The organism is Methylobacterium longum, assembly GCF_022179385.1.
GTDB classification, from domain to species: domain Bacteria; phylum Pseudomonadota; class Alphaproteobacteria; order Rhizobiales; family Beijerinckiaceae; genus Methylobacterium; species Methylobacterium longum.
In genome coordinates, this window is sequence record NZ_BPQS01000001.1 from 1 (window position 1) to 23,518 (window position 23,518).

Genomic DNA, 23,518 nt, shown 5'->3' on the forward strand with positions numbered 1-23,518 from the left:
CCTCGTCTACGTCTCCAACGCCCCCTTCACCGAAGTCTCCAAGGTGCTCGCCGCCTTCAACGGCGTCACAGGACCCCTCGCCTCCGCGGCAACCGCGTACGCCTACGCGAAATAGGCCGCGTCGCCGGTTCCGGGCCGGCGATCAGCGCGGCGCCGGCCCCGCGGGGGCTTGCGCCGCCGCGGCGGAATCGGCCCGCAGCGGGCATCGCCCGGTCATCCCGGCGACGCGCCACCGAGCCCGGGCCTCCGACTGGTGGACGCGCCAGCGGCTAGCCCGACCGCACATCCCCGGCGTGCGGACCCGTCTCCGCTGCTTTTCCACGGCCGGAGTGAGCATCCAGTCCGCGCCAGGTCCTCTCCGACCACGCCGCCCCGGATCACCCGGATCCACGCGCCGCGAGAGGACGCGCTGCGTCGAGCGAAGTTTTCGATCCGACGCCGGTTCGCCGCCGATGCCTGTAGCCTGAACGCAAATCGGGCGCGGATGTGATCCGCGCCCGATCGCCCTGCATCATACTGCTCGGTGGCTCCGGGGCCCGCGGCCCCGGTTCGATCAGAGCCTTCGATCAGACCCTTCGATCAGACCCGCTTGGCCAGCAGCTGCTCGATCAGCGAGCCGCCCTTGTCGATGGCCGCCAACTCCTCGGCCACCGCGTTCACGGTGTCGCGGATCTGGTCGGGCGTGTGCTCGGAGGTCAGGAAGAAGCGCAGGCGCGAGGCCCGCTCCGGCACCGCCGGGTGGATGATCGGCTGCACGTTGATGCCCCGGCGGAACAGCCGGTCCGACAGGGTCACGGCCTTCAGTGAGTCGCCGACGATGATCGGCACCACCGCGAGCCCGAGGCTGAAGCCGGTGTCGAGGCCGAGCTTCTTGGCGGTGGCCAGGAACAGGGTGCCGTTCTGGCGCAGGCGCTCGACCCGCTCCGGCTCGGCATGCATCACGGCGAGGGCCGCCTCGGCCGCGGCGGCGAGCGGCGGCGACATGCCGACGCTGTACACGAAGCCGCCGGCCGTATGCTTCAGGTACTCGATCAGCGCGATCGGGCCGCAGATGTAGCCGCCGCAGGTCGAGAGCGTCTTCGACAGCGTGCCCATCCAGATGTCGACCTCCCGGGGGTCGACACCGCAATGCTCGAACAGGCCCGCGCCGGTGCGGCCGGTGACGCCGAGGCCGTGCGCCTCGTCGACCATCAGCCACGCGTCGTAGCGTTTCTTGAGGGCGACGAGCCCCGCGAGGTCCGGCGCGTCGCCGTCCATGCTGTAGAGGCCCTCGACCACGATCAGCGCCCGGCGATGCTCGTGACGGGTCGACTGGAGCAGGGTCTCCAAGGCGTCGAGGTCGTTGTGCGCGAAGGAGCGCCGCTGGGCACCCGAGAGCTGCGCGCCCGTGACGATGCTGTTGTGGGACAGGGCGTCGTGGAAGATCACGTCGCCGGCTTCCAGAAGGGCGCCGATGGTCGTGACGTTGGTGGCGTGCCCGCTCACCATCACGATACAGCCCTCGGACTGGTAGTGCTTGGCCAGAGCCTGCTCGAGGCTGATATGGCCGGGCCGCTCGCCCGCCACCACCCGGCTCGCCGACGCGGAGGTGCCGTAGGCGTCGATCGCCTCGCGCGCCGCGTTGCTTACCCGCGGGTGGCCGTTCAGGCCGAGATAATCGTAGGACGAGAAGTTGGTGAAGCTCTTCTGGTCGATCCGCGTCGTGGCGCCGGCCTTGGCGTCATGGACGCGGAAGAACGGGTTGCCCAGACCGATCAGCTCGGCCGCCTGACGTTGCAGCTTCAGTTCGCGGTAGCCGGGCAGGTTCTCGAAGTTCTGCGCCGCCGACTTGCCGGCCGGCGACGCCGCCTTGACGGGGGCCGGGCGCGGCGTCGCGCGCCCGAGCCGGTTGGTCACGAAGCCGGCGAGCGCCGCGCGCCCGCCATCCGGCCGTGCCGTGTCGGTCATGAGTGAGTCTCTTTGATACCGATGGATGTCTGCTCGATGAGTTCCTTGAGAGGCGCGATCATCTGCGCATCGACCTCACCGCCGACATGCTTCGAGACGAGGCTCATCGCGACGCCGGCCGTCTCGTCCATGGGCGCGGAAACCGCCTGAATTAAGGACTCGGACAGTTCGTTGACGGTCATGCCCGACGACAGGCCTGCCGGCGGCGCGTCGAGGGCGAAGCGCTCCTGCAGGCTGGCCCCCAGCTCGACACCCATCAGCGAATCGAGGCCGATCTCCGAGAGCTGGCGCACGCGGCTGATGTCGTCCTTCGGCAGGCGCAGGATGCGGGCGATGTCCTCGACGATCGCGTCCGACACGGTCTTGCGGGCCGCATCGAGGTCGCCGCCCTTGAGCAGGGCGCCGATGTTGATCGCCTGAACGCCGCCGGCCTCGGCCTGCTGGTCCGACCCGAGTTCCGCGTAGCTCGGCGAGCGCATGGTGGCGAGCCGCTCACGCGCCTTGCCCCAGTGCATCGCGGCGATACCGATCACCGCCTCGTCCGGAGACGTGCCCTGGCTCTCCAGCGCCTCGGCCATCAGGTCCAGGCAGCGGCGCGCCTCCATCGGGGTGACGCCGACGCGGCCCGCGAGGCCTTCCATGACGGCCCTGTTGCGGGCGAGCATGCCGACGTCTCCGATCGCGCCCCAGGCCACCGCCAGGGCCGGCAGGCCGCGGCGGCGGCGCTGCCGCGCGAGTCCTTCCATGAAGCCGTTGGCGGCCACGTAGGAGCCCTGGCCCGGATTGCCGATGAAGGTCGTCGCCGAGGAGAACAGGACGAAGTAGTCGAGGCTCCGGTCGCGGGTGGCGGCGTCCAGGTGCTGGGCGCCGATCACCTTCGGGCCGATCACCGCGTCGAGTGCCGCGGCGTCGATGTTGGAGATCAGGCCGTCCTGAAGCACCGCGGCGGCGTGGAGCACGCCCGCGAGCTTCTTACCGCCCTGCTCGATGCCGGCGATCAGGCGGTCCACCGACGAGCGGCTGGTGATATCGACGGCCTTCGCCTCGACCGTCACGCCCCGTCCGGCGAGTTCCGCGACGATGGCCTTGGCCTCGTCGGTGGCCGCACCCTTGCGGCCGGCGAGCACGAGGTGCTTCGCGCCCCGGTCGATGAGCCAGCGCGCCGCCTCCAGGCCGAAGCCGCCGAGGCCGCCGGTGAGCAGGTGGACCCCGGAGTCCGAGACCGTGAACGACCGGCCGGTCTCCTTCATGATCGTGCCGGCCTTCGGCGGGCTGATCACGATCTTCCCGATATGCCCGGATTGCTGCATCAGCCGGAACGCGTCCGAGGTCTCGGCCGCCGTGAAGGGCTGGTAGGGCAGCGGCTTCAGGCCGCCGTCGTTGAACAGGGCCATGACTTCGCGGAACATCCGCGCGCCGTCATCGCCCTGGTGCTGGATCACCTGATCGAGGTCGACGCCGAAGTAGCTCAGGTTCCGCCGGAACGGGCGCAGGCCGATATGGGTGTTGGCGACGTAGTCGCGCTTGCCCAGCTCGACGAAGCGGCCGAACGGCCGCAGCGCGTTGAGCGAGCGCTCCATGGCCTCGCCGAACAGGCTGTTCAGCACGATGTCGACGCCGTCGCCGGTGATCGCCCGGACCTCGTCCACGAAGGCGAGCGAGCGGGAGTCGAGCACGTGCTCGGCGCCCAGCGCCTTCACGAGCGCCCGCTTCTCGCGGGAGCCGGCGGTGGCGATAACCCGCGCGCCCTTCAGCTTGGCGATCTGCAGGGCCGCGAGGCCGACACCGCCCGCGCCGCCATGGACCAGCACCCACTCGCCGCGCCGCATCCGGGCGCAGGAGACGAGGCCGTAATAGGCGGTGAGGAAGGCGACCGGCACGGTGGCCGCCGCCATCGGGTCGAGGCCCTGCGGCATCGGCGCGACGACGAGGTCGGGCACGACGATGTGCGTCGCGAAGCCCGACTGGGCGAAGGCGACCACCGGATCGCCGACCTTGAAGCCCTTCACGCCCGGTCCGACGGCCGTGACGCGGCCGGCGCATTCGAGGCCGAGGCGCGGACCGGCGAAGCCGTCCTCCAGGATTTCCTCGGGGAGCATCGAGAGCGCCCAGAGAACGTCGCGGAAGTTGAGGCCGGTGGCCTCGACCGCGATTTCCATCTCGCCCTTGCCGGGGGTGCGGCGCTCGGCCGGTCCCCAGATCATCTCGCTGAGGCCGCCGGTGTTGCTGCGCTCCAGCCGCGCGGCCTCGGCCGGGACGGCGTCCGCCGGATCCCGGTGCTTCGGCCGGCCGGCATGGAAGCGCACCACCTGGGTCCGCTCGTCGTCCAGCACGATCTCGGTCTCCGGCGTGCCGGAAAGGATCAGGTCGCGCAGGCGCTCGGAGGCGCGCTTGGACGACATCTCGGGCGAGAGGTCGATGCGGCGGATGTCGAGGTTCGGGGCCTCGTTGGCGAGCGTGCGGGAGAAGGCCCACACGCCGGCCTCGATGTTGGTGGTCTGGCCACCACGGTCCCGGGTGGCGCCCGGCGCCACGACCCAGAGGCGGGTCTGGCGGGCGCCGAGATGCTCGGTGCAGCGCTTCAGGCTGAGGCAGCGGTCGCGCAGCCGCTCGGCCGCCTCGCCGCCGCGGGTGAAGGCGCCGGCCAGGAACACCACCGTGTCGGGGGTCTCCCGCTCCAGCTCCATCAGGGAGGTCTCGGAGTCGAGGATGATCGAGACGTGCACGCCGCCCGCGACCAGCAGGGTCGCGAGGGAGGAGGCGGTCTCGGCCGCGAACTCGTCATCCGAGCCGATGATGAAGGCGAAGCTCTGCGCCGGCGCGGGTCCGGGCCGGACCGGCGCCTCGGCGGTCAGCAGCAGATCGTTGCCGTTGGCGGACGCGGCCCGCTCGACCTCGACCTTGACGAGGCCATGGGCGCTGAGCGTGCGCTGCCAACCCTCGATATCCTCGAGCCGGCCCACGGGCATGCCGCCCACCGCCTCCTCGAACCAGCCCGCCGAGAGGCCGAAGACGAGGTCGCGGAACAGGGAGGCGCTGGGCTCCACGGCCACCAGGAGGCCGCCGGTGGCGAGTGCCCCGGCGAGCTGACCCGGCAGGGCCCGGTCGCCGCGATGCAGGCTGCCGGAGGCCAGGATCAGGTCGAAGCTGCCGGGCGCCAGCTCATCGGCCGCCTCGATGACGGCGGCGGCACGGCCCAGGGACAGGCGGGCGCGCTCGGCGAGCCTGCGGTCGGTCTCGAACACCGTGAGCCGGGCTTCGGCAGCGGACGCGAAAGTCGCGGCCTGGGCCGAGAGCGGGCCGAACCCGACCTGAAGGATCCGGAGCGCCCGCTCCTTCGGGAGTTGCGCACGGCTCCGTTCGATCAGGTTCGCGACGACGTCGGCGCCGTGGCGCGCGGTGGCCGAGCGAAGCGCGAAGGCGTCGATGGCACCCTGCGGCAGGCTCGGCGCGTCCGTCAGCTCGCCCGCGAGGAGACGGTCGACCATGGCGCCGACGTCGGCGATCAGCACGAGTTCGGCGGAGAGATCCGGGTGGTCGCCCGCGATCCAGCGCATGATCTCGTCGGGCGCCGGCAGGGCGGAGCCGTCGCCCAGCGACCAGTTCTGGCCGACCCGGTCGGCGAGGCCGCTGCTCTCGAGGGCGTAGAGGGCATTCAGCAGCCAGGGACGCAGGGTCTCGGGCACGCGCCGGTCGGCGGACGAGACGGTCTCACCCTCCGCCAGCCCGGAGGCGAGGCGGTAGGCCAGCGAGGTCGCCCAGCCTTCCAGGAGGAGATGCCCCGGCGACAGGGCCGCGTCGGCCGGCCCCTTCGCCTCGGCAGCCAGCGGCCGCAGGCGTGCGGCGACGCTCGGCCGGCGCTCCATCGGGATAGCGGTCGGCTCGGTTGCCAATTCCGGCATCTGCGAGATCGCGAAGGCGGCGAGGTCCCCGCCGGCCTTCGCGCGCAGGGCCTGGAACCGCCCTTCGCGGATCGTCGCGACGATGCCGCCCTCGGCGTCGAGCAGGGTGAAATCCGCCAGGATCGAGCGCTCGTTGCAGCGACGGGTGCGGATGATCGAGCGGGCGATCACGGCGCCGGGGCGCAGCAGGCGCACCTCGCCGAAGCGCACCGGGATATAGGCCTTGCCGCCGTTCTCGCCGAGGAGGTCGGCGAAGAGCAGGATCAGCCCGTGGAAGCAGGCGTCGAGCCGGTTCGGCACCAGGGCGTAGCGGGTGTCGGGCTGGGCCGGCAGCAGGTCGGACACGATGGTGCTGTCATCCAGCCGGGCGCTCATCGCCACCTGCTGGAAGCTCGGGCCGAAGCCCAGGCCGGAGGCGAGGGCGCGGGCGTAGAGCGCATCGCCGGTCAGCACATGGTCGCCGGCGGTCTCGAAGCTGAAGCCGTTCAGGTCGGGCGCCTTCGGGGCGGAGAAGCTGCCCTCGACGATCTTGGCCTGGGCATGGAGTTGCCACGGCGTCTGCGTCAGGCGGGGGCGGCTGAGAACCTGGATGCCGTTGCCGGATCCCGACAGGCGCACCGCGACCTCGCGCAGGGCCTCCTCGGTGAAGACCATCGGCGCCACGATCTCGAAATCGGCCAGCACGACCTCGTCGTCGCGCAGGGCCTCGCGGACGCAGGCGAGGGCCATCTCGACGAAGCCGGCGCCCGGCATGATCACCTGGCCGTCGACCTTGTGGTCCTCCAGCTCGGGCACGGTCGCCGGGTCGACGAAGCCGTTCCATTCCAGCCCGTCGAAGGTCGTGCGCGAGCCGATCAGCGGGTGGTAGGGACGGGCGCTCATGGCACCGACGCCCTCGGTGGTGTCCGCGAGGCGGAACGGGCGGCGCTGCCAGGGATAGGTCGGCAGGCGCACGTCGCCCTTCGGCGCGTCGCCGAACAGCAGGCTCTCGTCGACCTGCGCGCCCTGGACCAGGGCGGCGCTGACCGCCTTGGCGATCGGATCGCCGCCGGAGGCCTTCCGGTGCATCACGCCGACCGTGGCGGTCTCGATGCCCAGTGGCTCGACCGCGTCGCCGACATGGGACATCAGGGTCGCGCGCGGGCCGACCTCGACGAAGACGCGGGCGCCGCGACGGGTGGCGTCCTGCACGGCCTCGCAGAAGCGCACCGGCTCGCGGATGTTGCGCCACCAGTAGCCGGCGCCGAAATGGGTCCCGTCCAGCACCGAGCCCGTGACGGTGGAGACCATCGCGGTGGTGCCGGCCTTGGCCTTCAACCCGGCGAGGTCGCGCAGCAGCGGCTTCTCGGTCGGATCCATCAGCCTTCCGTGGAAGGCGTAGGCGAGGTCGAGCTTGCGGCCGCGGCGGCGCTTGCGCGACAGGGCCTTGAGGGCCGCGTCGATATCGGCCACCGGCCCGGCGACCGTCACGGCCTTCGGGCTGTTGTAGGCGGCGATGTCGAGGGTCGGGAAATCCTTGAGGAAGGTCTCGACCTCCTCCGACGGCATCAGCAGCACCGCCATGGTGCCCTGGCCGTGCGTCGTCTCCTGATGGTGGCTGCGGTAGTAGATGACCCGGACCGCATCCTCCAGGCTCAGGACGCCGGCAGCCTCGGCGGCCGCGATCTCGCCGACGCTGTGGCCGAGAACGTAGGACGGGACGAGGCCCTTGGCCTTGAGCGCGGCCGTGGAAGCGCTCTCGATGGCGAAGATCAGCGGCTGCGAGACGCTGGTGAGCGCGAGGCGCTCGTCCAGGTCGTCGGCGTAGAGCGCGTCCTTCAGCGACCAGTCGGAGTAGGCCCGGAACAGGGTGTCGACCCGGTCGAAGGCGGCGCGGAAGGAGGGGTTCTCCTCGTAGGCCTCGCGGCCCATGCCGGCCCACTGGCTGCCGTTGCCGGAATACACGAAGGCGACTTCTGCGACGCGATCGACCGCCGTGCCGGTGAACGCGTCCTGGCTGTCCTCACCCTCGCCGACGGCCCGCAGGGCTGCGGCGACGTCGGTCTTGCCATCCAGGGAGACGGCGAGGCGGGCCGGCATGCGCTCGCGGCGATGCGCGACGGCGGCAGCCACGGTCGCGACCTGGTCCGGCTCGGCCTCAAGGCGCTCGGCGTAGTCCAGGGCGAGCTCGTTCAGGGCCGCCCGGCTCTGCGCCGAGAGCAGCAGCACCTGCGCGGCCGGCTGGGGAGCCGGTTCGGCAGGCCTCGCCCAGGCGGGCGCGTCGGTGATGACCACGTGGGCGTTGGTTCCGCCGAACCCGAAGGAGTTCACGCCCGCGAAGCGCTCGCGCGCGCCGCGGCTGATCGGCAGGGCCTTGCGCACGACGTGCAGGTTGAGGTCGTCGAAGGGAATGTCGGGATTCAGCTCGGCCGCGTGCAGCGACGGGGGCACGAGGTCGTGCTCCAGCGCCAGCGTCGCCTTCATCAGGCCGGCGAGGCCCGAGACCGGCTCGGTGTGGCCGATATTGGTCTTGATCGAGCCGATCGGCAGCGGCGCCTGCCGGCCGCGGCCGAGCTTCGAACCGATGGCCGAGGCCTCGATCGGGTCGCCCACCGGCGTGCCGGTGCCGTGCGCCTCCATGAAGGCGAGGTCGTCGAGCCCGATCTCGGCCTCGCGGTAGACCTTTTCCAGCAGGGCGCCCTGGGCGTAGCCGGAGGGGAGCGAGATGCCGGTGGTGCGCCCGTCGGAGTTGATCCCCGACGCCGCCACCACGGCGCGGACCGTGGCGCCGTTGCGCCGCGCGGCCTCGGCCGATTGCAGCACGAACACCACGCCGCCCTCCGAGCGCACGTAGCCGTCGGCGTTCTTGGAGAACGCCTGGCACAGGCCGGTGCGCGAGAGCATCTGCGCGGTGGAGAAGCAGATGAAGTTGAACGGGCTGGCCAGCACGTTGACGCCGGCGACGACGGCGGTGTCCACGCGGCCCGACCGGATCGCCTGGACGGCGTTGTCGAAGGCGACGAGCGAGGACGAGCAGGCCGTGTCGACCGTGAAGCTCGGGCCCTTCAGGTCGAAGATGTAGGAGATGCGGTTCGAGATGATCGAGAGCGTGTTGCCGGTGGCCGCGTAGGCGTCGCCCGACGGCGCGTCGAGGATGCGCAGATTGCCGTAATCGAGCGAGGACGCACCGACGAAGACGCCTATGTTGCTGCCGGCCACGCTCGACGGGCGCAGGCCCGCATCCTCAAGGGCTTCCCAGGTCAGCTCCAGCAGCATCCGCTGCTGCGGATCCATCTGCTCGGCCTCGCGGGGCGAGATGCCGAACACCGCCGGGTCGAACGACCAGACGTCGTCGATGACGCCCGCCGCCCAGGTGTAGCTCTTGCCGCGCTCATGGGCGCGGGGGTGCGCGAACCGCTCCAGGGAGAACCGGTCGGCCGGCACCTTGCTGACGGCGCAGCGCCCTTCGGACAGGAGTGACCACAGCCCATCGACGCTGGGGGCTCCGGGCAGTCGGCATGCGCGTCCGACGATCGCAATGTCTGTACGTTGTGTCACGTTCGGTTCGCACACGCTCGTTATCGGAAGTCGGCTCGGCTCGCGACGAGTGAGTACCCTGTCACCCCTTACTGTGGCACCATTGCGGTGTCCAACCGGCCTACACGCGAGGTCATCCCTGCGCAGTGAAATTGCCGTCGGCTGTGACATGTATTCATCAGGCGCTTATCCAGTGCCAACGATTGGATTGCCAGGATTGAACAGCGCGGCGGCCCGCCGAGACGCTGAGACGATCATCAGAAAGCCACAGTTGCGTTCCGGCAGCCGGGACCCGTCTAGGCGCACCCGGAAGGAGATCTTCGCGACGCCGCACGGATCTGATGCGGCAATACCGGTGCGCGGCACTTGCTGCGACGATCAGGACGCGCTCACCGCCGCGTTCTCCTTGCTTCGTCCGACGCCGCAATAGGTGAAACCGTACCGGGCGGCGCTCGCCGGGTCGTAGATGTTGCGCAGGTCGACCAGCACCGGCGCGGATCCCGACGACATGGTTCTGCGCAGGCGGTCGAGGTCGAGGGCCCGGAAGGCGTTCCACTCGGTGACGATGACCAGGGCGTCCGCGCCCTCCGCGCAGGCATAGGCGTTCTCGGCGTAATCGACGGCCGGCATCAGCGCCCGCGCGTGGTCCATGCCCTCCGGATCGTAGGCGCGCACCTTCGCGCCCGCATCCTGCAGCCCGGCCACGATGGCCAGCGAGGGCGCGTCGCGCATGTCGTCGGTATCGGGCTTGAACGTCAGCCCGAGCAGCGCGATCGTCTTGCCCCGCACGGAGCCGCCGCAGGCCTTGATCACCTTGCGGGCCATGGCCCGCTTCCGCTGCTCGTTGACCGCCACCACGGTCTCGACCAGCCGCAGCGGGGTGCCGGCATCCTGGGCGGTCTTGACCAGCGCCAGCGTGTCCTTGGGGAAGCACGAGCCGCCGTAGCCCGGGCCGGCATGCAGGAACTTCGGCCCGATGCGCTTGTCCAGCCCGATGCCGCGGGCGACCTGCTGGACGTCGGCGCCGACCTGCTCGCAGAGATCCGCGATCTCGTTGATGAAGGTGATCTTGGCGGCCAGGAAGGCGTTGGCGGCGTACTTGGTCAGCTCCGCCGTGCGCCGGTCGGTGACCAGGATCGGCGCCTGATTTAGGTAGAGCGGCCGGTAGACTTCGCGCATCACCGCCTCGGCGCGGGCGTCACCGGTGCCGACCACGATGCGGTCGGGGCGCTTGAAATCTGCGATGGCCGCGCCCTCGCGCAGGAACTCGGGATTCGACGCCACCGAGACGTCCGCGCCGGGGTTGGCCTCCCGGATGATCCGCTCGACCTCGTCGCCCGTCCCCACCGGGACCGTCGACTTCGTCACCACCACGGTGAAGCCCGAGAGCGCCCCGGCGATCTCCCGGGCGGCGTCGAACACGAAGCTGAGGTCGGCGAAGCCATCGCCGCGGCGCGACGGCGTGCCCACCGCGATGAACACCGCGTCGGCCTCGGCCACGGCCTCCGGCAGGGAGGTGTGGAAGGCGAGCCGGCCCTGCCTGACGTTCTCGGCGACCAGGGCGTCCAGGCCCGGCTCGTAGATCGGCATGCGGCCGGCGTTCAGGCTCGCGACCTTTTCGGGCTCCCGGTCGATGCAGACGACGCTGTGGCCGAAATCGGCCAGGCACGCTCCGGAGACCAGGCCGACATACCCGGCTCCAATCATCGCGATCCGCATCCGGCCCTCCCGGCAGCCCGATCTGAGCTTGTTGCAACGCAGCATGATCCGGGTCGCACGGTGATGCAACCCGGGCGACCCTGGATCCGGTCCAATCTGTCGCCTGCGAGCAACACTCCGGAAGGGTGACTGTTTTTTGACAGCGTGGCCTTGGCGGCGATCCCGACGCGCGTCCCGAGGCTGGCCCGGTTCTGGCCCGGTCCTGCGCCGCGCGTCGCGCGGCTTCGCAGCGCGGGCGGCTTCCTGTAGAAGCGCCCCCGCCCGACGGGGGGCCGCAGATCCGCCCCCAACGGACCCGACCCAAGGATCGGTGAAGGACCGCGATGACCGAATTGCCGAACGTGCACGTGCGCGCCGAGGTCCTGGCACAGGCGCTGCCCCACATGCAGCGCTACGACCAGGAAATCGTGGTGATCAAGTATGGCGGCCACGCCATGGGTGACCGGGCGGCCGCGGAGGACTTCGCCGAGGACATCGTCCTTCTGGAGCAGTCCGGGCTGAAGCCGATCGTGGTCCACGGCGGCGGACCGCAGATCGGCAAGATGCTCGACCGGCTCGGCATCCAGTCCGAGTTCCGCGGCGGCCTGCGCGTCACCGACGAAGCCACCGTCGAGGTGGTCGAGATGGTCCTGGCCGGTCTGATCAACAAGCAGATCGTCGGCTGGATCTCGGCCGAGGGCGGCCGGGCCGTCGGCCTGTGCGGCAAGGACGGCAACATGGTTCGGGCCAAGCGGGCGATGAAGACCGTCGTCGATCCCGAGAGCCGCGTGGAGCAGACCGTCGATCTCGGCCTCGTCGGCGAGCCCGATCACGTCGAGCGCGGCGTCCTCGACGCGGTGCTGAAGGCCGAGCTGATCCCGGTGCTGGCGCCCGTAGCCTACGGGGCGGACGGGCAGACCTACAACGTCAACGCCGACACCTTCGCGGGGGCGATCGCCGGGGCGCTCCGAGCCAAGCGCCTTCTGCTGCTCACCGACGTCCCGGGCGTGCTCGACAAGGACAAGAAGCTGATTCCCGAACTCACCGTCGAGGATTGCCGCCGCCTGATCGCGGACGGCACCATCACGGGCGGGATGATCCCCAAGATCGAGACCTGCATGTACGCGATCGAGCGTGGGGTCGAGGCCGTCGTCATCCTCGACGGCAAGGTCAACCACGCGGTGCTGCTGGAGCTGTTCACCGATTACGGTGCCGGCACGCTGATCCGGCGCGGCTGACGGCGAGCGGGGCGGCAACTTCCGCCCCGCTCGCACATTGTCGTTCCCCGGACAAGGCTCGCGCAAGCCAGCCTTGCGAGCGTGGCCGTGAAGGTCCAGACTCGGCCGCAGGGGACCACGAGCCAAAGGGATCCTGTGCATCACCCCGGCAAGGCGCAGTTCACCACCGCCGCGGCCCGCGGGTTCGCCGACGTCGACACCTGGGTGTTCGACCTCGACAACACGCTCTACCCGAGCGATGCGCAGGTGTGGCCGAAGGTGGACGAGCGCATCACCCTCTACGTAATGCGGCTCTACGGTCTCGACGGGATCTCCGCCCGGGCCCTGCAGAAGCACTTCTATCACCGCTACGGCACGACCCTGTCGGCGCTGATGCAGGAGGAAGGGGTCGATCCGCACGACTTCCTCGACTTCGCCCACGACATCGACCATTCGTCGATCAGGCTCGACAAGGACCTCGGCGATGCGATCGAGCGGCTCCCGGGCCGCAAGCTGATCCTCACCAACGGCTCGCGCCGCCACGCCGAGAACGTCGCGGCCAAGCTCGGCATCCTCGACCATTTCGAGGACGTGTTCGACATCGCGGCCGCCGACTTCGTGCCGAAGCCGGAGCGCTCGACCTACGAGCGCTTTCTCCGGGCTCACGAGGTCGAACCGACGCGCGCAGTCCTGTTCGAGGATATCGCCCGCAACCTAGCGGTGCCGCACGACCTCGGCATGGCGACCGTGCTGGTGGTGCCCAAGATCGTCGACCCCTACCGGGAGGCGTTCGAGCAAGAGGCGGTGCGCGAACCGCATATCGACCACATCACCGACGATCTCGCCACGTTCCTCACCGCCTGCGTGCTCCCCCAGGCGGAACGCGAGCCCGACGAGCACCGCTGACGAGCATCGGCGCCTCATCGCGGATCGTCCGATGAAGCCGGACGGTCGAGGCGCATCGCTGAGGCACCTGTCCTCGACCCGACCGGATCTGCGAAGCGGAACCGCGGACCGATCTCGGCAACCCAATCGACAAGCCGGCGGTGATCCTGTAGAGACCCGCGCAACTCACAACAGGATCGCCGAAATCCTGGTGCCGATCGCCCATGAGGGGCGGAACGGCGCGACGGCTGGAGCTATGCCATGAACATCATCGAGCAGCTGGAGCGCGAGGAAGTCGCGCGCCTTGCCAAGACCATCCCGGATTTTGAGCCGGGCGACACGCTCATCGTCAACGTCCGCGTGAAGGAAGGCGAGCGCACGCGCGTCCAGGCCTACGAGGGCGTCTGCATCGCCCGCTCGGGCGGCGGCCTGAATGAGAGCTTCACGGTGCGCAAGATCTCGTACGGCGAGGGTGTGGAGCGCGTTTTCCCGGTGCATTCGCCGATGATCGATTCGATCAAGGTGGCCCGCCGCGGCAAGGTGCGCCGTGCCAAGCTGTACTACCTGCGCGACCGCCGCGGGAAGTCGGCCCGCATCGTCGAGCGGACCGATCGCTACAAGGCCAAGGAGGCCCCGGCGGCGCCCGCCGCCGCCGAGTAAGCAGTCCGCCTGCGCCGCAGGATCGACCGCGTCACAGACCGGTCCGGCTCAGCCGGGCCGGTTTTCTGTTTCGGACCACTCGAACGCATCGACGGAGGGGGAGCGAGGCGGCCGGCAGGTCTGTGGCTGGGGTGATTGGGGCCATTTCCAGCGCCTTGGCCGTCGCGCGCGGCCGCAAGGAAGCTCGGCGCCTATCCGATGCGTGCGGTGACCTCGATCTCGACCCGCATCTCAGCACGCAGGAGCCCGGCCACCACCACGATCGTGGCGGCCGGGCGCACGTCGGCCAGCACCCGGCCGCAGACCGCCAGCACGGCATCAGCGTCGGCCCGGTCGGTGACGTAGTAGGTGGCGCGTACGATCCCGGCGAGGCCGGCTCCCGCCTCTGCCAGGACGTCCCGGATCGTCCGCCAGCAGGCCTCGGCCTGCGCGCCGCCGCCCTCCGGCATCGTCATGGCGGCGTAGTCGTAGCCAGTGGTTCCGGAGACGTAGACGAAGTCCCCATCGACCACCGCCCGGGAGTAGCCGTAATCCCGTTCGAACGGCGAGCCGGACGAGATCAGCCGCCGGTTCATCCGCCGCGCAGCGCTTCCAGTACCTTGCCGCCGGGGCGGCCCGTCGGCGCCATGCCCAGCCGGCGCTCCACGTCCTTGATGGCGTCGCGGGTCTTCTGGCCGACCTTGCCGTCCGGTTCGCCGACGTCGTAGCCACGGGCGGCCAGCCGGGTCTGGAGGTCGCGCCGTTCGGCCCGGGACAGGGGCGGGTCGTCGGTCGGCCAAGCGGCCTGGACGCCGGCCTTGCCGCGCAATCGGTCGGAGAGGACCGCGATGGCGAGGCCGTAAGATTCGGCGGCGTTGTACGAGTAGATCGCGTCGAAGTTCCGGGTCACCAGGAAGGCCGGGCCGTCGATGCCGGCGGGCGCGATGATCCCGGTCGGGCCCTCGCCCGAGAGCGGGCGACCGTCCACACGAGTTACACCCAGCGACGCCCAGTGGGCAACCGGCTTCTTGTTCTTGCGCCCGGCGGCGGCGACGTTGAAGCTGCGCGGCAGCTTCACCTCGTAACCCCAGACCTGCCCGTTCTGCCACTTGGCGACGTGCAGGAAGTTGGCCGTCGAGCCGACTGCGTCGGCCACCGAATCGACGACGTCGCGCCGCCCGTCGCCGTCGCCGTCGACGGCGAGGCGATGGTAGGTGGTCGGCATGAACTGGGTCTGGCCGAAGGCGCCCGCCCAGGAGCCGGTCAGTCGCTCCGGCGCGATATCGCCGCGCTCGATGATCCGGAGGGTGGCGATCAGCTCGCCGCGGAAGAAGTCCCGGCGGCGGTTGTTGGAGCAGGCCAGCGTCGCCAGCGACTGCACCAGCGGCATCTTGCCGAGGTTCTTGCCAAAATTCGATTCCACGCCCCAGACCGCCGCGATCGTGTAGCGGTCGACGCCGTAGCGGCCCTCGGCCTGGGCCAGGGCCGCCGCGTGCTGGCGCATGGCCGCGCGCCCGTCCTCGACCCGCTCGTCGTCGACCAGCGCCGCCATGTAGTCCCAGATCGGCGTCTTGAACTCGGGCTGCGCCTGGGACAGCTCGATCACCTTGTCGTCGAAGCTGATGCCGCTCGTGGCCGACCGGAAGGTCTGCGCCGAGACGCCGGCCGCGGCGGCCTGACCCTGGATGCCGGCGAGGCAGCTGTCGAAATCGGCCCGGGCCGGAAGGGCTGCCAGCGGCAGTGCCGCGATGCCGGCGAGAAGCCCGAGCGCGCGCACAGTCCTCGGTCCCGTCGGGTGCTTCGGCATACTGGCGATCCTCACGATGCGGGACGGAGTCTGGGCGCGGATTCAGGCGACATGTGGGTTAACGAAGCATGAGGAAAGCCGCCGCGCCTTCATCCATTTGCCTACCAATCGATAGGTTGATCCGGAGCCGGTCCACCAGCGGCCGGCCCATGGAGTCGGGAGGCGGGACGCATGATGAAGGATTGGACTCAGCACGGCGCCGCGCTCGTCAGCACGCTCGGGCGTATCGGTGCTGTGAGCCCGGACCTCCTCGAAGCCCATGACCAGCTGGCCGCGGCGGCCCCGACCGAGCGCTAGCCGGACGCCAAGACCCGCGAGCGGATCGCCCTCCCGGTCGCGGTCACGACGCGGTGCGACGGCTGCATCGCCGTGCACTCCGACTTCGCCCGCACGGCCGGCGCGAGCAAGGAGGAGGTCGTGGAGGCGCTCGGCGTCGCGGTGGCGCTGAACGCCGGCGCCGCCCTGGTCTACACCGCCCGCGCCTTCGAGGCGTTCAGCGGCGAGTCCGGCTGAACCGGCCGAGCCGGGCCCGCGCCCCGGAACCTCCAGCGGAGCCGGGGGCTGGTTATCAGGACGGTGCGCCAGCCCGGTCTCCGCCTCCCAGGCGGTCCAGATAAGCACAGAGCATGTCGGCCAGGGCGCCCGCGAGGACCTCCACGGCCGCTTCGGTCCGGACCGCCTCCGAGATGCGCTCGCCGACCTCGCCGAGCGTCATCGCGATGATCTCGCCCGCGACCTGCAGCTCCGCTTCGGGAACCGCCGGAAGCGCCGCGCGGAGAAAATCGCGGAACGCCTGCGTGCCGATCAGCTGCGGCTCCGCGGCCTCGGGCGCATCGCGGTAGGCCGGGGCGGCTTCGTCGAGGGCCCGGCGCATCGCGGCCTCGGCGCATTCCGAGCGCACGAAGGCGTGGACGGCGCGGCGCAGACGCTCGCCGGGCGCCGTCTCGGGATCCGTCAGGATCCCGGCCAGCAGGGCGGTCGTGTCCCGCCACTCGTCGCTCTGCAACTCGAACAGGACCGCCGCCTTGTTGGGGAAGTACTGGTAGAGCGAGCCGATGCTGACGCCGGCGCGCTCGGCGACTCGCGCCGTCGTGAAGCGCTCCGCGCCGACCTCCGCCAGAACCTGAGTGGCCGCCTCCAGAATAGCCGCGACAAGGTCGCTGGAGCGGGCCTGTCGGGGCTGCTTTCGCCTGGAAATCCCGAGACTTGGCCGATCAGGCATGGGGTGGTGCTCGGAACGCGAATAGGCGCGGGCAGGGGGCGCCGGTATTCTGCGTCGTGTTCAGTTGAACACGCAAGACGGAAAGCAACACGCCATGTCACGCTCAGCGTCTAAACTCACTGAACCGCGCGTCGCGTCGCTGTTGGACAGTCTCTTCGTGCAGGCGGAGGCATCCTCACCCCTGAACATCGTCGGCGATCTTTCGGCCGGAGAGCGGACGCGTCTCATGGGCAGCCGCACCGGCTACCGAGACTTCTACAGCCGGCTCAAGGACATGCCGCTCGCGGTCTCGCGAGAGACCGGCCGGCTGCTCTACATGCTCGCCCGGAGCTGCCGAGCGCGGACGATCGTCGAGTTCGGCACCTCCTTCGGCCTCTCAACCCTGCACCTCGCCGCGGCCCTGCGCGACAACGGCGGCGGCCGGCTCATCACCTGCGAGTTCGAGCCCTCCAAGGTGGTGCGGGCGCGAGCGAATCTGATGGAGGCCGGACTGGCGGATCTGGTCGAGTTCCGCGAGGGCGACGCCCTGCAGACCCTCGGCCTCGACCTGCCCGACTCGGTCGACCTGCTGCTCCTTGACGGAGCGAAGGGTCTTTATCCGGACATTCTGAGCCTCGTGGAGAGCCGCCTCGGACCGGGTGCCCTGGTGGTCGCCGACAACGCGGAATACAGTTCCGATTATCTGGCCCGGGTGCGCGCGCCGAGCCGCGGCTACCTGTCGGTGCCGTTCGCCGAGGATGTCGAGCTGTCGATGCGGCTCGGATGAGGCAGGGCCCGGTATCCAGGCCGGACCGGCGGTCGCCTCAGCGCGCCGCGACCGCCGTCGGGATGCTCAGGCCCATTCCCGCTGGGCGAGCTTCTGCTCGTAGGCGTCGATGGACGCGGCGCGCGCCAGCGTCAGGCCAATCTCGTCGAGCCCGTTCAGCAGGTTGTGCTTGCGGCCCTCGTCGATGTCGAAATGCAGGGTGCCGCCATCCGGCCCCCGGATGGTCTGCGCCGCCAGATCGATCGACAGGGTGGCGTTCGCGCCGCGCTCAGCATCCTCGAACAGCTTCTCCAGATCCTCGGGCGATACGACGATCGCCAGGATGCCGTTCTTGGCGCAGTTGTTGAAGAAGATGTCGGCGAAGCTCGTGGAGATCACGCAGCGGATGCCGAAATCGGCGAGCGCCCAGGGGGCGTGCTCCCGGGACGAGCCGCAGCCGAAATTATCCCCCACGACCAGGATCTTGGAGTTCCGGTAGGCGGGCTGGTTGAGCACGAAGTCCGGGTTCTCCGAACCGTCCTCGCGATAACGCATCTCGGCGAACAGGCTCGTGCCGAGCCCGGTCCGCTTGATCGTCTTGAGGTACTTGGCCGGGATGATCCGGTCGGTGTCGACGTTGATCGTCCGAATGGGCGCGGCGACGCCCTCCAGGGTGGTGAATTTTTCCATCGTCTGACAGCTCGTGCCGGTGGTCTCTCCGGGAAGCGTTTAGCAGCCGCCGGCCCGGGCCGGAAGCATCACGCGAGGTCGGGGGCCGTCGCCCGGGACAGGGTGCCGTCGTGGAGCGCGGAGGCGACCAGCGCGCCGGCGATCCCGGCTCCGTGAAGCGCCCGCAGGTCGTCGGGGCCGCGCACGCCGCCGGCCGCGTAGAGGCGGCGATCCGGAGCCCGCGCCCGCAGGACGGCGAGGGCGGCGAGGTCGGGCCCGGCTCCGGCGCCCACCCGCGCGAGGGTCATGGCGATCACCTCGGGCGGCCAGAGCGACGGGTCGTCGTGGAGCATCGGCGGCCCGAGGCGCTCCGCGCCGCGCGTATCCAGGGAGAGCACGGCGCGATCCGCGAGGCGCGTCACGAGGCCGGCATCCGCCTGGCTCTCGCTGCCGATCACCGGTCGCCCGAGGCCGGAGACCAGGAAAGCCTCCGCGGCCGCGGCGTCCGCGAAGCCCGCATCCACCCACAGCGCAGTGCCCGGGCACGCGACCGCGATCGCCTCCAGCGCGTCGAGATCGGGCCCGGTCCCGTCCATGATCGCGTCGAGATCTGCGACGTAGAGAATCTCGGCCGGCCACGCGTCGAGGAGCCCGCGCGCCACCGCTCCGGGCGCCGATCCCTTTGCCAAGGGCGTCTCGATCGGGGCATAGGAGGAGCGCTCGCCCCGGCGCGCCCGCACGACGCGGCCACCCCGCAGGTCGAGCACCGGGATCACCGCGAAGCCGGGGCGCCCGATCCTGTGGTCCATCGAGGCGCTCATCGCGGTCCCATGCGCTCACCAACCTCAAAGACCATCGGGTGGGACCTCGGCGGGGTCCACGTCAAGGCTGCGCTGGTTGCGGACGGGCGGATCGTCGCCGCCGCACAGGTGCCGTGCCCCCTCTGGCAGGGTGTCTCGGCCCTCGACCAGGCGCTCGCCGCCGCACCCGACTGGGCGCGCGGCGAGGCTCTCCACGCCGTCACCATGACCGGGGAGCTGACCGACTGCTTCGCCGACCGGCACGCGGGCGTGGCTTCGCTCTCGGAATGGGCGGAGGCCCATCTCGAGGGCTCCGTACGCATCTATGCCGGCCGTTCAGGCTTCGTCGCCCCCGCGGCGGCCGCTGCGGTCTCCGCGGACGTCGCATCGGCCAACTGGCACGCCACTGCGGCGCTCGCCGGATACAGCGTGCCGGACGCGCTCCTCGTCGATGTCGGCTCCACGACCGCCGACCTGATCCCGATCGTGCGGGGTCGCCCCTCCGCGGCCGGCTACAGCGACGCCGAGCGCCTGGAGACCGGCGAGCTCGTCTACACGGGGGTGGTGCGCACGCCGGTGATCGCGCTCGCCGACCATGCCCCCTTCGCGGGACGTCGGACCCGGCTGATGACCGAGACCTTCGCCCACATGGCAGATGTCTATCGGATCCTCGGACTTCTCCCCGAGGGCGCGGACCAGCAGGCGAGCGGCGACCGCAAGGGCAAGTCGATCCCGGAGAGCGAGACTCGGCTCGCCCGAATCGTCGGCCGTGACCGGGGGGAGGGGACGGCCAAAGCCTGGACGGCGCTCGCAGACCACTTCGCCGAGGCGCAGTTGCGGCTGATGCACGATGCGGCTTCCCTCCTGCTGACCCGGCCCGACCTGCCGCCGGACGCGCCGCTGATCCTGTGCGGCGCCGGCACCTTCCTGGGCGAGCGCCTCGCCGGGCGGCTCGGGCGCCCGGCGAGGCTCCTGGTATCGCTCCTGAAGAATCGGATCGCCGGCGCGGACGCGTGGATCTCAACCTGCGGACCGGCGGTTGCGGTCGGGCTGATCGCCGCGGAGGATGCACACGCATGAGCGCAATCAAGATTTTGGCCCGGATCCTCACGGCCCGGGTCGGCCCGCATATCGAGCTGGCCATCGAGGCGGAAAGCGGCGAGATCCTGAAGGTGCTCGCGACCCAGGATCAGATCGACCGGCTGGTGGATGAGCTGGAGGACATCCTCAACTCCCCTGCCGAGCCCGAGGATGACGGTCCCCCCGAGGCGGCCTGAAACGCCCGGAGGCGAGAGTCGCCATGAGCCTCATCGCCGCCAAGATCATCGTCACGCCGACGCTGATGTGGGCCGTATCGGCGGCCGCGCGCCGGTGGGGCAGCCTCGTCGGCGGCCTGCTGTCGGGCCTGCCGCTGACCTCGGCACCGATCTCGATCTACCTGGCGGCCGAGCAGGGGGAGCGTTTCGCCGCCGATGCCGCCGTGGGGTCGGTGGAGGGGCTGGGCGCGGTCACCGCCAGCTATCTCGCCTACACGACCTGCGCGCCGCGGCTGGGGAGTCTCGCGTCCGTCCTCCTCGCCCTAGCCGCCTTCGTCCTTGGAGGCGCACTCCTGCACGGCGTGATCCAGCCCAACCTGTGGCTCGCCACGGCGATCGACCTGCCCGCGATGGTGCTGGTCGTCGTCCTGGGCCGGCCGTCCGCCGACGCGGGGGTGACGACGCGCAGGGCGCGACCGCCGCGCTGGGACATGCCGGCCCGGCTCGCGGCAGCCACCGCCCTGGTCCTGGTGGTGTCGACGCTGGCGCCGCACCTCGGCTCCGGCCTGAGCGGCGTGCTGGCGCCGATCCCGATCATTTCCTGGCCGCTCATCGTCTTCGCTCGGGCGCAGGACGGGGTCGACGCCGCGCTCGCCGTGGTGCGGGGCAGCGCCCAGGGCGCGTTCGGCGTGCTCGCCTTCTATGTCTGCGTGCACCTGCTGCTCGGACGGATCGATCCGGTCGCGGCCTACGCCGCGTCCATCGCGGGGTCGGCCGCCTGCGTCCTGCCCTGGCTGGTGGCGCGACGCCGCCCGCGGGCGGCGTGACGAAGCTGCTCCGGAAGGACCTCGGAGGACGCCATGCTGCCGAACACGGGCATCCCGACCCTGGCGCCGGGATACGCGGCGGTGCCGCCCGGCCATATCGCGACGATCGTCACCAGCCTGGAGATGCTCCGCCCACCGCCCCCGCGTCCCGGGCGCCCGTTCCCGCCCGAGCTCGCCCTGGAGCCGCTGCTGCGCCCCGAACCGGAGACCTACCGGGCCCTGTTCCGGGAGGTCGGGGCCGACTGGCTCTGGTTCTCGCGACTCACCCTGGCGGAGGGCGCGCTGGCGACGATCCTCACCGACAGGGACGTCGAGATCTTCGCGCTCCGCCGGGAGGGCCGGAACCTCGGCCTGCTGGAACTGGATTTCCGACAGCCCGGCGCCTGCGAACTCGTCTTCCTCGGATTGACCGGAGACGTGGTCGGAACGGGGATCGGCCGCACGCTGATGGACGCGGCGACAAGCCGGGCCTGGGCGCGCCCGATCACGCGGTTCTGGGTGCATACCTGCACCCTGGACCATCCCGGCGCGCTCGCCTTCTATCGCCGCGCGGGCTTCGCTCCCTTCGCCGTCCATGTCGAGGTCGCCCCCGATCCGCGGCTCGACGGGACCCTGCCGCGGGATTGCGCACCGCACGTGCCGCGGCTCGGCTGACGCGCCTGCGAAGACCTTGAAACGAAAGAGACCCGCGGGCCTCGCGGCCGCGGGTCTCGTGTCGTCAGCGGCGCGCGCCGCTCACGCGGCGGTGCGCTTGCGGGCTTCCTGCTTCGTGTCGACGCCGGCCGCTTTGATCTCGGACAGCTTCTGCGCGACGTTGCGCGAGAACACGAACTCGGCGGGCCGCTGGTGCTCGAGGCTGACCTCGGGAGCCATCGCGCCCTCGGTCTTGATGCCGCGAATCGCGTGCACCAGCGGCTTCCAGGGCTTGCGGACCGAATCGACCACCGAGGAGGCCTCGTAGCCCGAATGCACCATGCAGTCGGCGCACTTCTCGTAGTTGCCGGTGCCGTAGGAATCCCAGTCGGTGGATTCCATCAGCTCCTTGAAGGTCGCCGCGTAGCCCTCGCCGAGCAGGTAGCAGGGCTTCTGCCAGCCGAACACGGTACGGGTCGGGTTGCCCCACGGGGTGCAGTGATAGGTCTGGTTGCCGGCGAGGAAGTCGAGGAACAGGCCCGACTGCTGGAAGGTCCACTTCTCGCGGCCCTTCTCCTTGCCGTGCCGGAACACGCCGCGGAACAGTTCCTTGGTCGCCTTGCGGTTCAGGAAGTGCTTCTGGTCCGGGGCGCGCTCGTAGGCGTAGCCGGGGGAGACGGTGATGCCGTCGATGCCCATCCGGGTCACGCTGTCGAAGAAGTCGGCGATCTTCTCAGGCGCGGAATTGTTGAAGAAGGTGCAGTTGATGGTGACGCGGAAGCCCATCTCCTTGGCCTTCGCGATCGCCGCCACCGCCTTGTCGTAGACGCCGCGCTGGCACACCGACTGGTCGTGCATCTCCTTGTCGCCGTCGAGATGGATCGACCACGTGAAGTACGGGCTGGGCTTGTACTCCTTGATCTTCTTCTCGAGGAGCAGCGCGTTGGTGCAGACGATCGCAAATTTCTTCTGGGCGATGATGCCCTCGACGATCTGCGGCAGATCCTTGTGCAGGAGCGGCTCGCCGCCGGCGATCACCACCACCGGGGCGCCGCACTCGCGCACCGATTCCAGGGCGTCGGCGACCGGCAGGCGCTTGTTGAGGATCTCGTCCGGGTAATCGATCTTGCCGCAGCCGGCGCAGGCGAGATTGCAGCGGAACAGCGGTTCCATCATCATCACGAGCGGGTAGCGCTTACGACCCGTCAGGTGCTGCTTGAGGATGTAGCCGCCGATCTTCGCGACGTACCGGAGGGGGATACCCAAGATTGCGGCTCCTTCACTTCGTCGACCCCGGGGCGTCGGGGTGCTTAACGCGAAAAAATATCGATTTCCAGCGACCTAGCTTGGAACTAATCTCAAACGACCCCGTTTCGGCGGGATCATGACATCTTATTCCGCGCCTGACGCAACGCTGCCACACGGCCCGCCTGCGCGGACGTGCGGGACGGGAAAGCTCGGTCGCTGAGGTCAGCACGCGCAATGCGTCGGCAATGCGACCGGACATCCATGATTTTGGTCGCCCCGCCGATATCGATGTGCGCCAGCGCACATGGACGAGTGCAAGGACCACGCCGGGGCGGTCGCGTTGCATTCTGGCATCGCTCTCTTTACTGAGCCACGTGGCTGCAACGCAAGAGCGACCCGTGGCGGATCGCGGCGCTGGAGCCCATATCGGTCGCGATTTGCGCGCACAAGCGTGGCGGACGGCCGGAGCGGACGGTACGGCGTTTCCCGAACCTGAGGCGTGTTCGA

At 70.3% G+C, this 23,518-nt stretch carries 17 protein-coding genes and 1 pseudogene; 9 read left to right on the forward strand and 9 right to left on the reverse strand.

The features are described from left to right. Positions 1-579: 579 nt before the first annotated feature. From MFF58_RS00005 to MFF58_RS00015, 3 genes are all read right to left on the reverse strand, one after another. Positions 580-1,947 carry an aminotransferase class I/II-fold pyridoxal phosphate-dependent enzyme gene (locus MFF58_RS00005; protein WP_238284518.1) on the reverse strand — a complete coding sequence of 456 codons (1,368 nt, stop codon included), beginning with the start codon at positions 1,945-1,947 and terminating at the stop codon, positions 580-582. Further along, positions 1,944-9,386, reverse strand: coding sequence for a type I polyketide synthase (locus MFF58_RS00010; RefSeq protein WP_238284519.1), 7,443 nt, complete (start codon positions 9,384-9,386; stop codon positions 1,944-1,946). The genes MFF58_RS00005 and MFF58_RS00010 overlap by 4 nt, the downstream gene beginning before the upstream one ends. Before the next feature lie 357 nt (positions 9,387-9,743). Next, positions 9,744-11,084 carry a UDP-glucose dehydrogenase family protein gene (locus MFF58_RS00015; protein WP_238284520.1) on the reverse strand — a complete coding sequence of 447 codons (1,341 nt, stop codon included), beginning with the start codon at positions 11,082-11,084 and terminating at the stop codon, positions 9,744-9,746. A 323-nt stretch (positions 11,085-11,407) separates the two neighbouring features. Here MFF58_RS00015 and argB point away from each other — a divergent pair, with 323 nt between their 5' ends. The 3 genes from argB to rplS all read left to right on the forward strand — a co-directional run bounded on the left by argB (position 11,408) and on the right by rplS (position 13,825). Then, entirely contained in the window at positions 11,408-12,301 is an 894-nt protein-coding gene (gene argB / locus MFF58_RS00020; protein WP_020095286.1) for an acetylglutamate kinase, read from the forward strand. A gap of 135 nt (positions 12,302-12,436) precedes the next feature. Then, positions 12,437-13,186: a pyrimidine 5'-nucleotidase gene (locus tag MFF58_RS00025; RefSeq protein WP_238284848.1), complete on the forward strand. Its 750-nt coding sequence runs from the start codon at positions 12,437-12,439 to the stop codon at positions 13,184-13,186. A 240-nt stretch (positions 13,187-13,426) separates the two neighbouring features. Continuing rightward, entirely contained in the window at positions 13,427-13,825 is a 399-nt protein-coding gene (gene rplS / locus MFF58_RS00030; RefSeq protein ID WP_238284521.1) for a 50S ribosomal protein L19, read from the forward strand. A 191-nt stretch (positions 13,826-14,016) separates the two neighbouring features. Here the strand turns inward: rplS and MFF58_RS00035 are convergent, their stop codons facing one another. Both MFF58_RS00035 and MFF58_RS00040 read right to left on the reverse strand, forming a co-directional pair. After that, on the reverse strand, positions 14,017-14,400 hold the full coding sequence (locus MFF58_RS00035) for a RidA family protein (protein ID WP_238284522.1): 384 nt from the start codon (positions 14,398-14,400) through the stop codon (positions 14,017-14,019). After that, positions 14,397-15,611, reverse strand: coding sequence for a lytic murein transglycosylase (locus MFF58_RS00040; RefSeq protein WP_238284523.1), 1,215 nt, complete (start codon positions 15,609-15,611; stop codon positions 14,397-14,399). The genes MFF58_RS00035 and MFF58_RS00040 overlap by 4 nt, the downstream gene beginning before the upstream one ends. Positions 15,612-15,782: 171 nt before the next feature. Here MFF58_RS00040 and MFF58_RS00045 point away from each other — a divergent pair. Next, a pseudogene (locus MFF58_RS00045) lies at positions 15,783-16,124 on the forward strand (carboxymuconolactone decarboxylase family protein). 55 nt (positions 16,125-16,179) lie between these two features. On the opposite strand, the gene MFF58_RS00050 reads toward MFF58_RS00045, so the two are convergent. Beyond that, complete coding sequence (locus tag MFF58_RS00050; protein WP_238284524.1) at positions 16,180-16,833, reverse strand: TetR/AcrR family transcriptional regulator; 654 nt, start codon at positions 16,831-16,833, stop codon at positions 16,180-16,182. A gap of 94 nt (positions 16,834-16,927) precedes the next feature. Here MFF58_RS00050 and MFF58_RS00055 point away from each other — a divergent pair, with 94 nt between their 5' ends. Then, complete coding sequence (locus tag MFF58_RS00055) at positions 16,928-17,599, forward strand: O-methyltransferase (protein WP_238284525.1); 672 nt, start codon at positions 16,928-16,930, stop codon at positions 17,597-17,599. A gap of 66 nt (positions 17,600-17,665) precedes the next feature. Here the strand turns inward: MFF58_RS00055 and leuD are convergent, their stop codons facing one another. Together leuD and MFF58_RS00065 are read right to left on the reverse strand one after the other, a co-directional pair. Further along, positions 17,666-18,268, reverse strand: coding sequence for a 3-isopropylmalate dehydratase small subunit (gene leuD, locus MFF58_RS00060; protein WP_238284526.1), 603 nt, complete (start codon positions 18,266-18,268; stop codon positions 17,666-17,668). A 68-nt stretch (positions 18,269-18,336) separates the two neighbouring features. Beyond that, positions 18,337-19,068, reverse strand: a complete 732-nt coding sequence (locus tag MFF58_RS00065; protein ID WP_238284527.1) for a HisA/HisF-related TIM barrel protein — start codon at positions 19,066-19,068, stop codon at positions 18,337-18,339. Positions 19,069-19,077: 9 nt separating this feature from the next. Here MFF58_RS00065 and MFF58_RS00070 point away from each other — a divergent pair, with 9 nt between their 5' ends. From MFF58_RS00070 to MFF58_RS00085, 4 genes are read left to right on the forward strand one after another with little or no spacing between them, the layout of a single operon-like run. After that, the gene (locus MFF58_RS00070; RefSeq protein ID WP_238284528.1) at positions 19,078-20,127 is read left to right on the forward strand and encodes a hydantoinase/oxoprolinase family protein; all 1,050 of its coding nucleotides are present in this window, start codon (positions 19,078-19,080) and stop codon (positions 20,125-20,127) included. Beyond that, positions 20,124-20,324, forward strand: coding sequence for a hypothetical protein (locus tag MFF58_RS00075; protein WP_238284529.1), 201 nt, complete (start codon positions 20,124-20,126; stop codon positions 20,322-20,324). The genes MFF58_RS00070 and MFF58_RS00075 overlap by 4 nt, the downstream gene beginning before the upstream one ends. Positions 20,325-20,347: 23 nt before the next feature. Continuing rightward, positions 20,348-21,130, forward strand: coding sequence for a hypothetical protein (locus MFF58_RS00080; protein WP_238284530.1), 783 nt, complete (start codon positions 20,348-20,350; stop codon positions 21,128-21,130). Positions 21,131-21,163: 33 nt separating this feature from the next. Continuing rightward, positions 21,164-21,784: a GNAT family N-acetyltransferase gene (locus tag MFF58_RS00085; RefSeq protein WP_238284531.1), complete on the forward strand. Its 621-nt coding sequence runs from the start codon at positions 21,164-21,166 to the stop codon at positions 21,782-21,784. Positions 21,785-21,865: 81 nt separating this feature from the next. Here MFF58_RS00085 and hpnH read toward each other — a convergent pair whose 3' ends face one another. Then, entirely contained in the window at positions 21,866-23,029 is a 1,164-nt protein-coding gene (gene hpnH / locus MFF58_RS00090) for an adenosyl-hopene transferase HpnH (protein WP_238284532.1), read from the reverse strand. Positions 23,030-23,518: the final 489 nt, after the last annotated feature.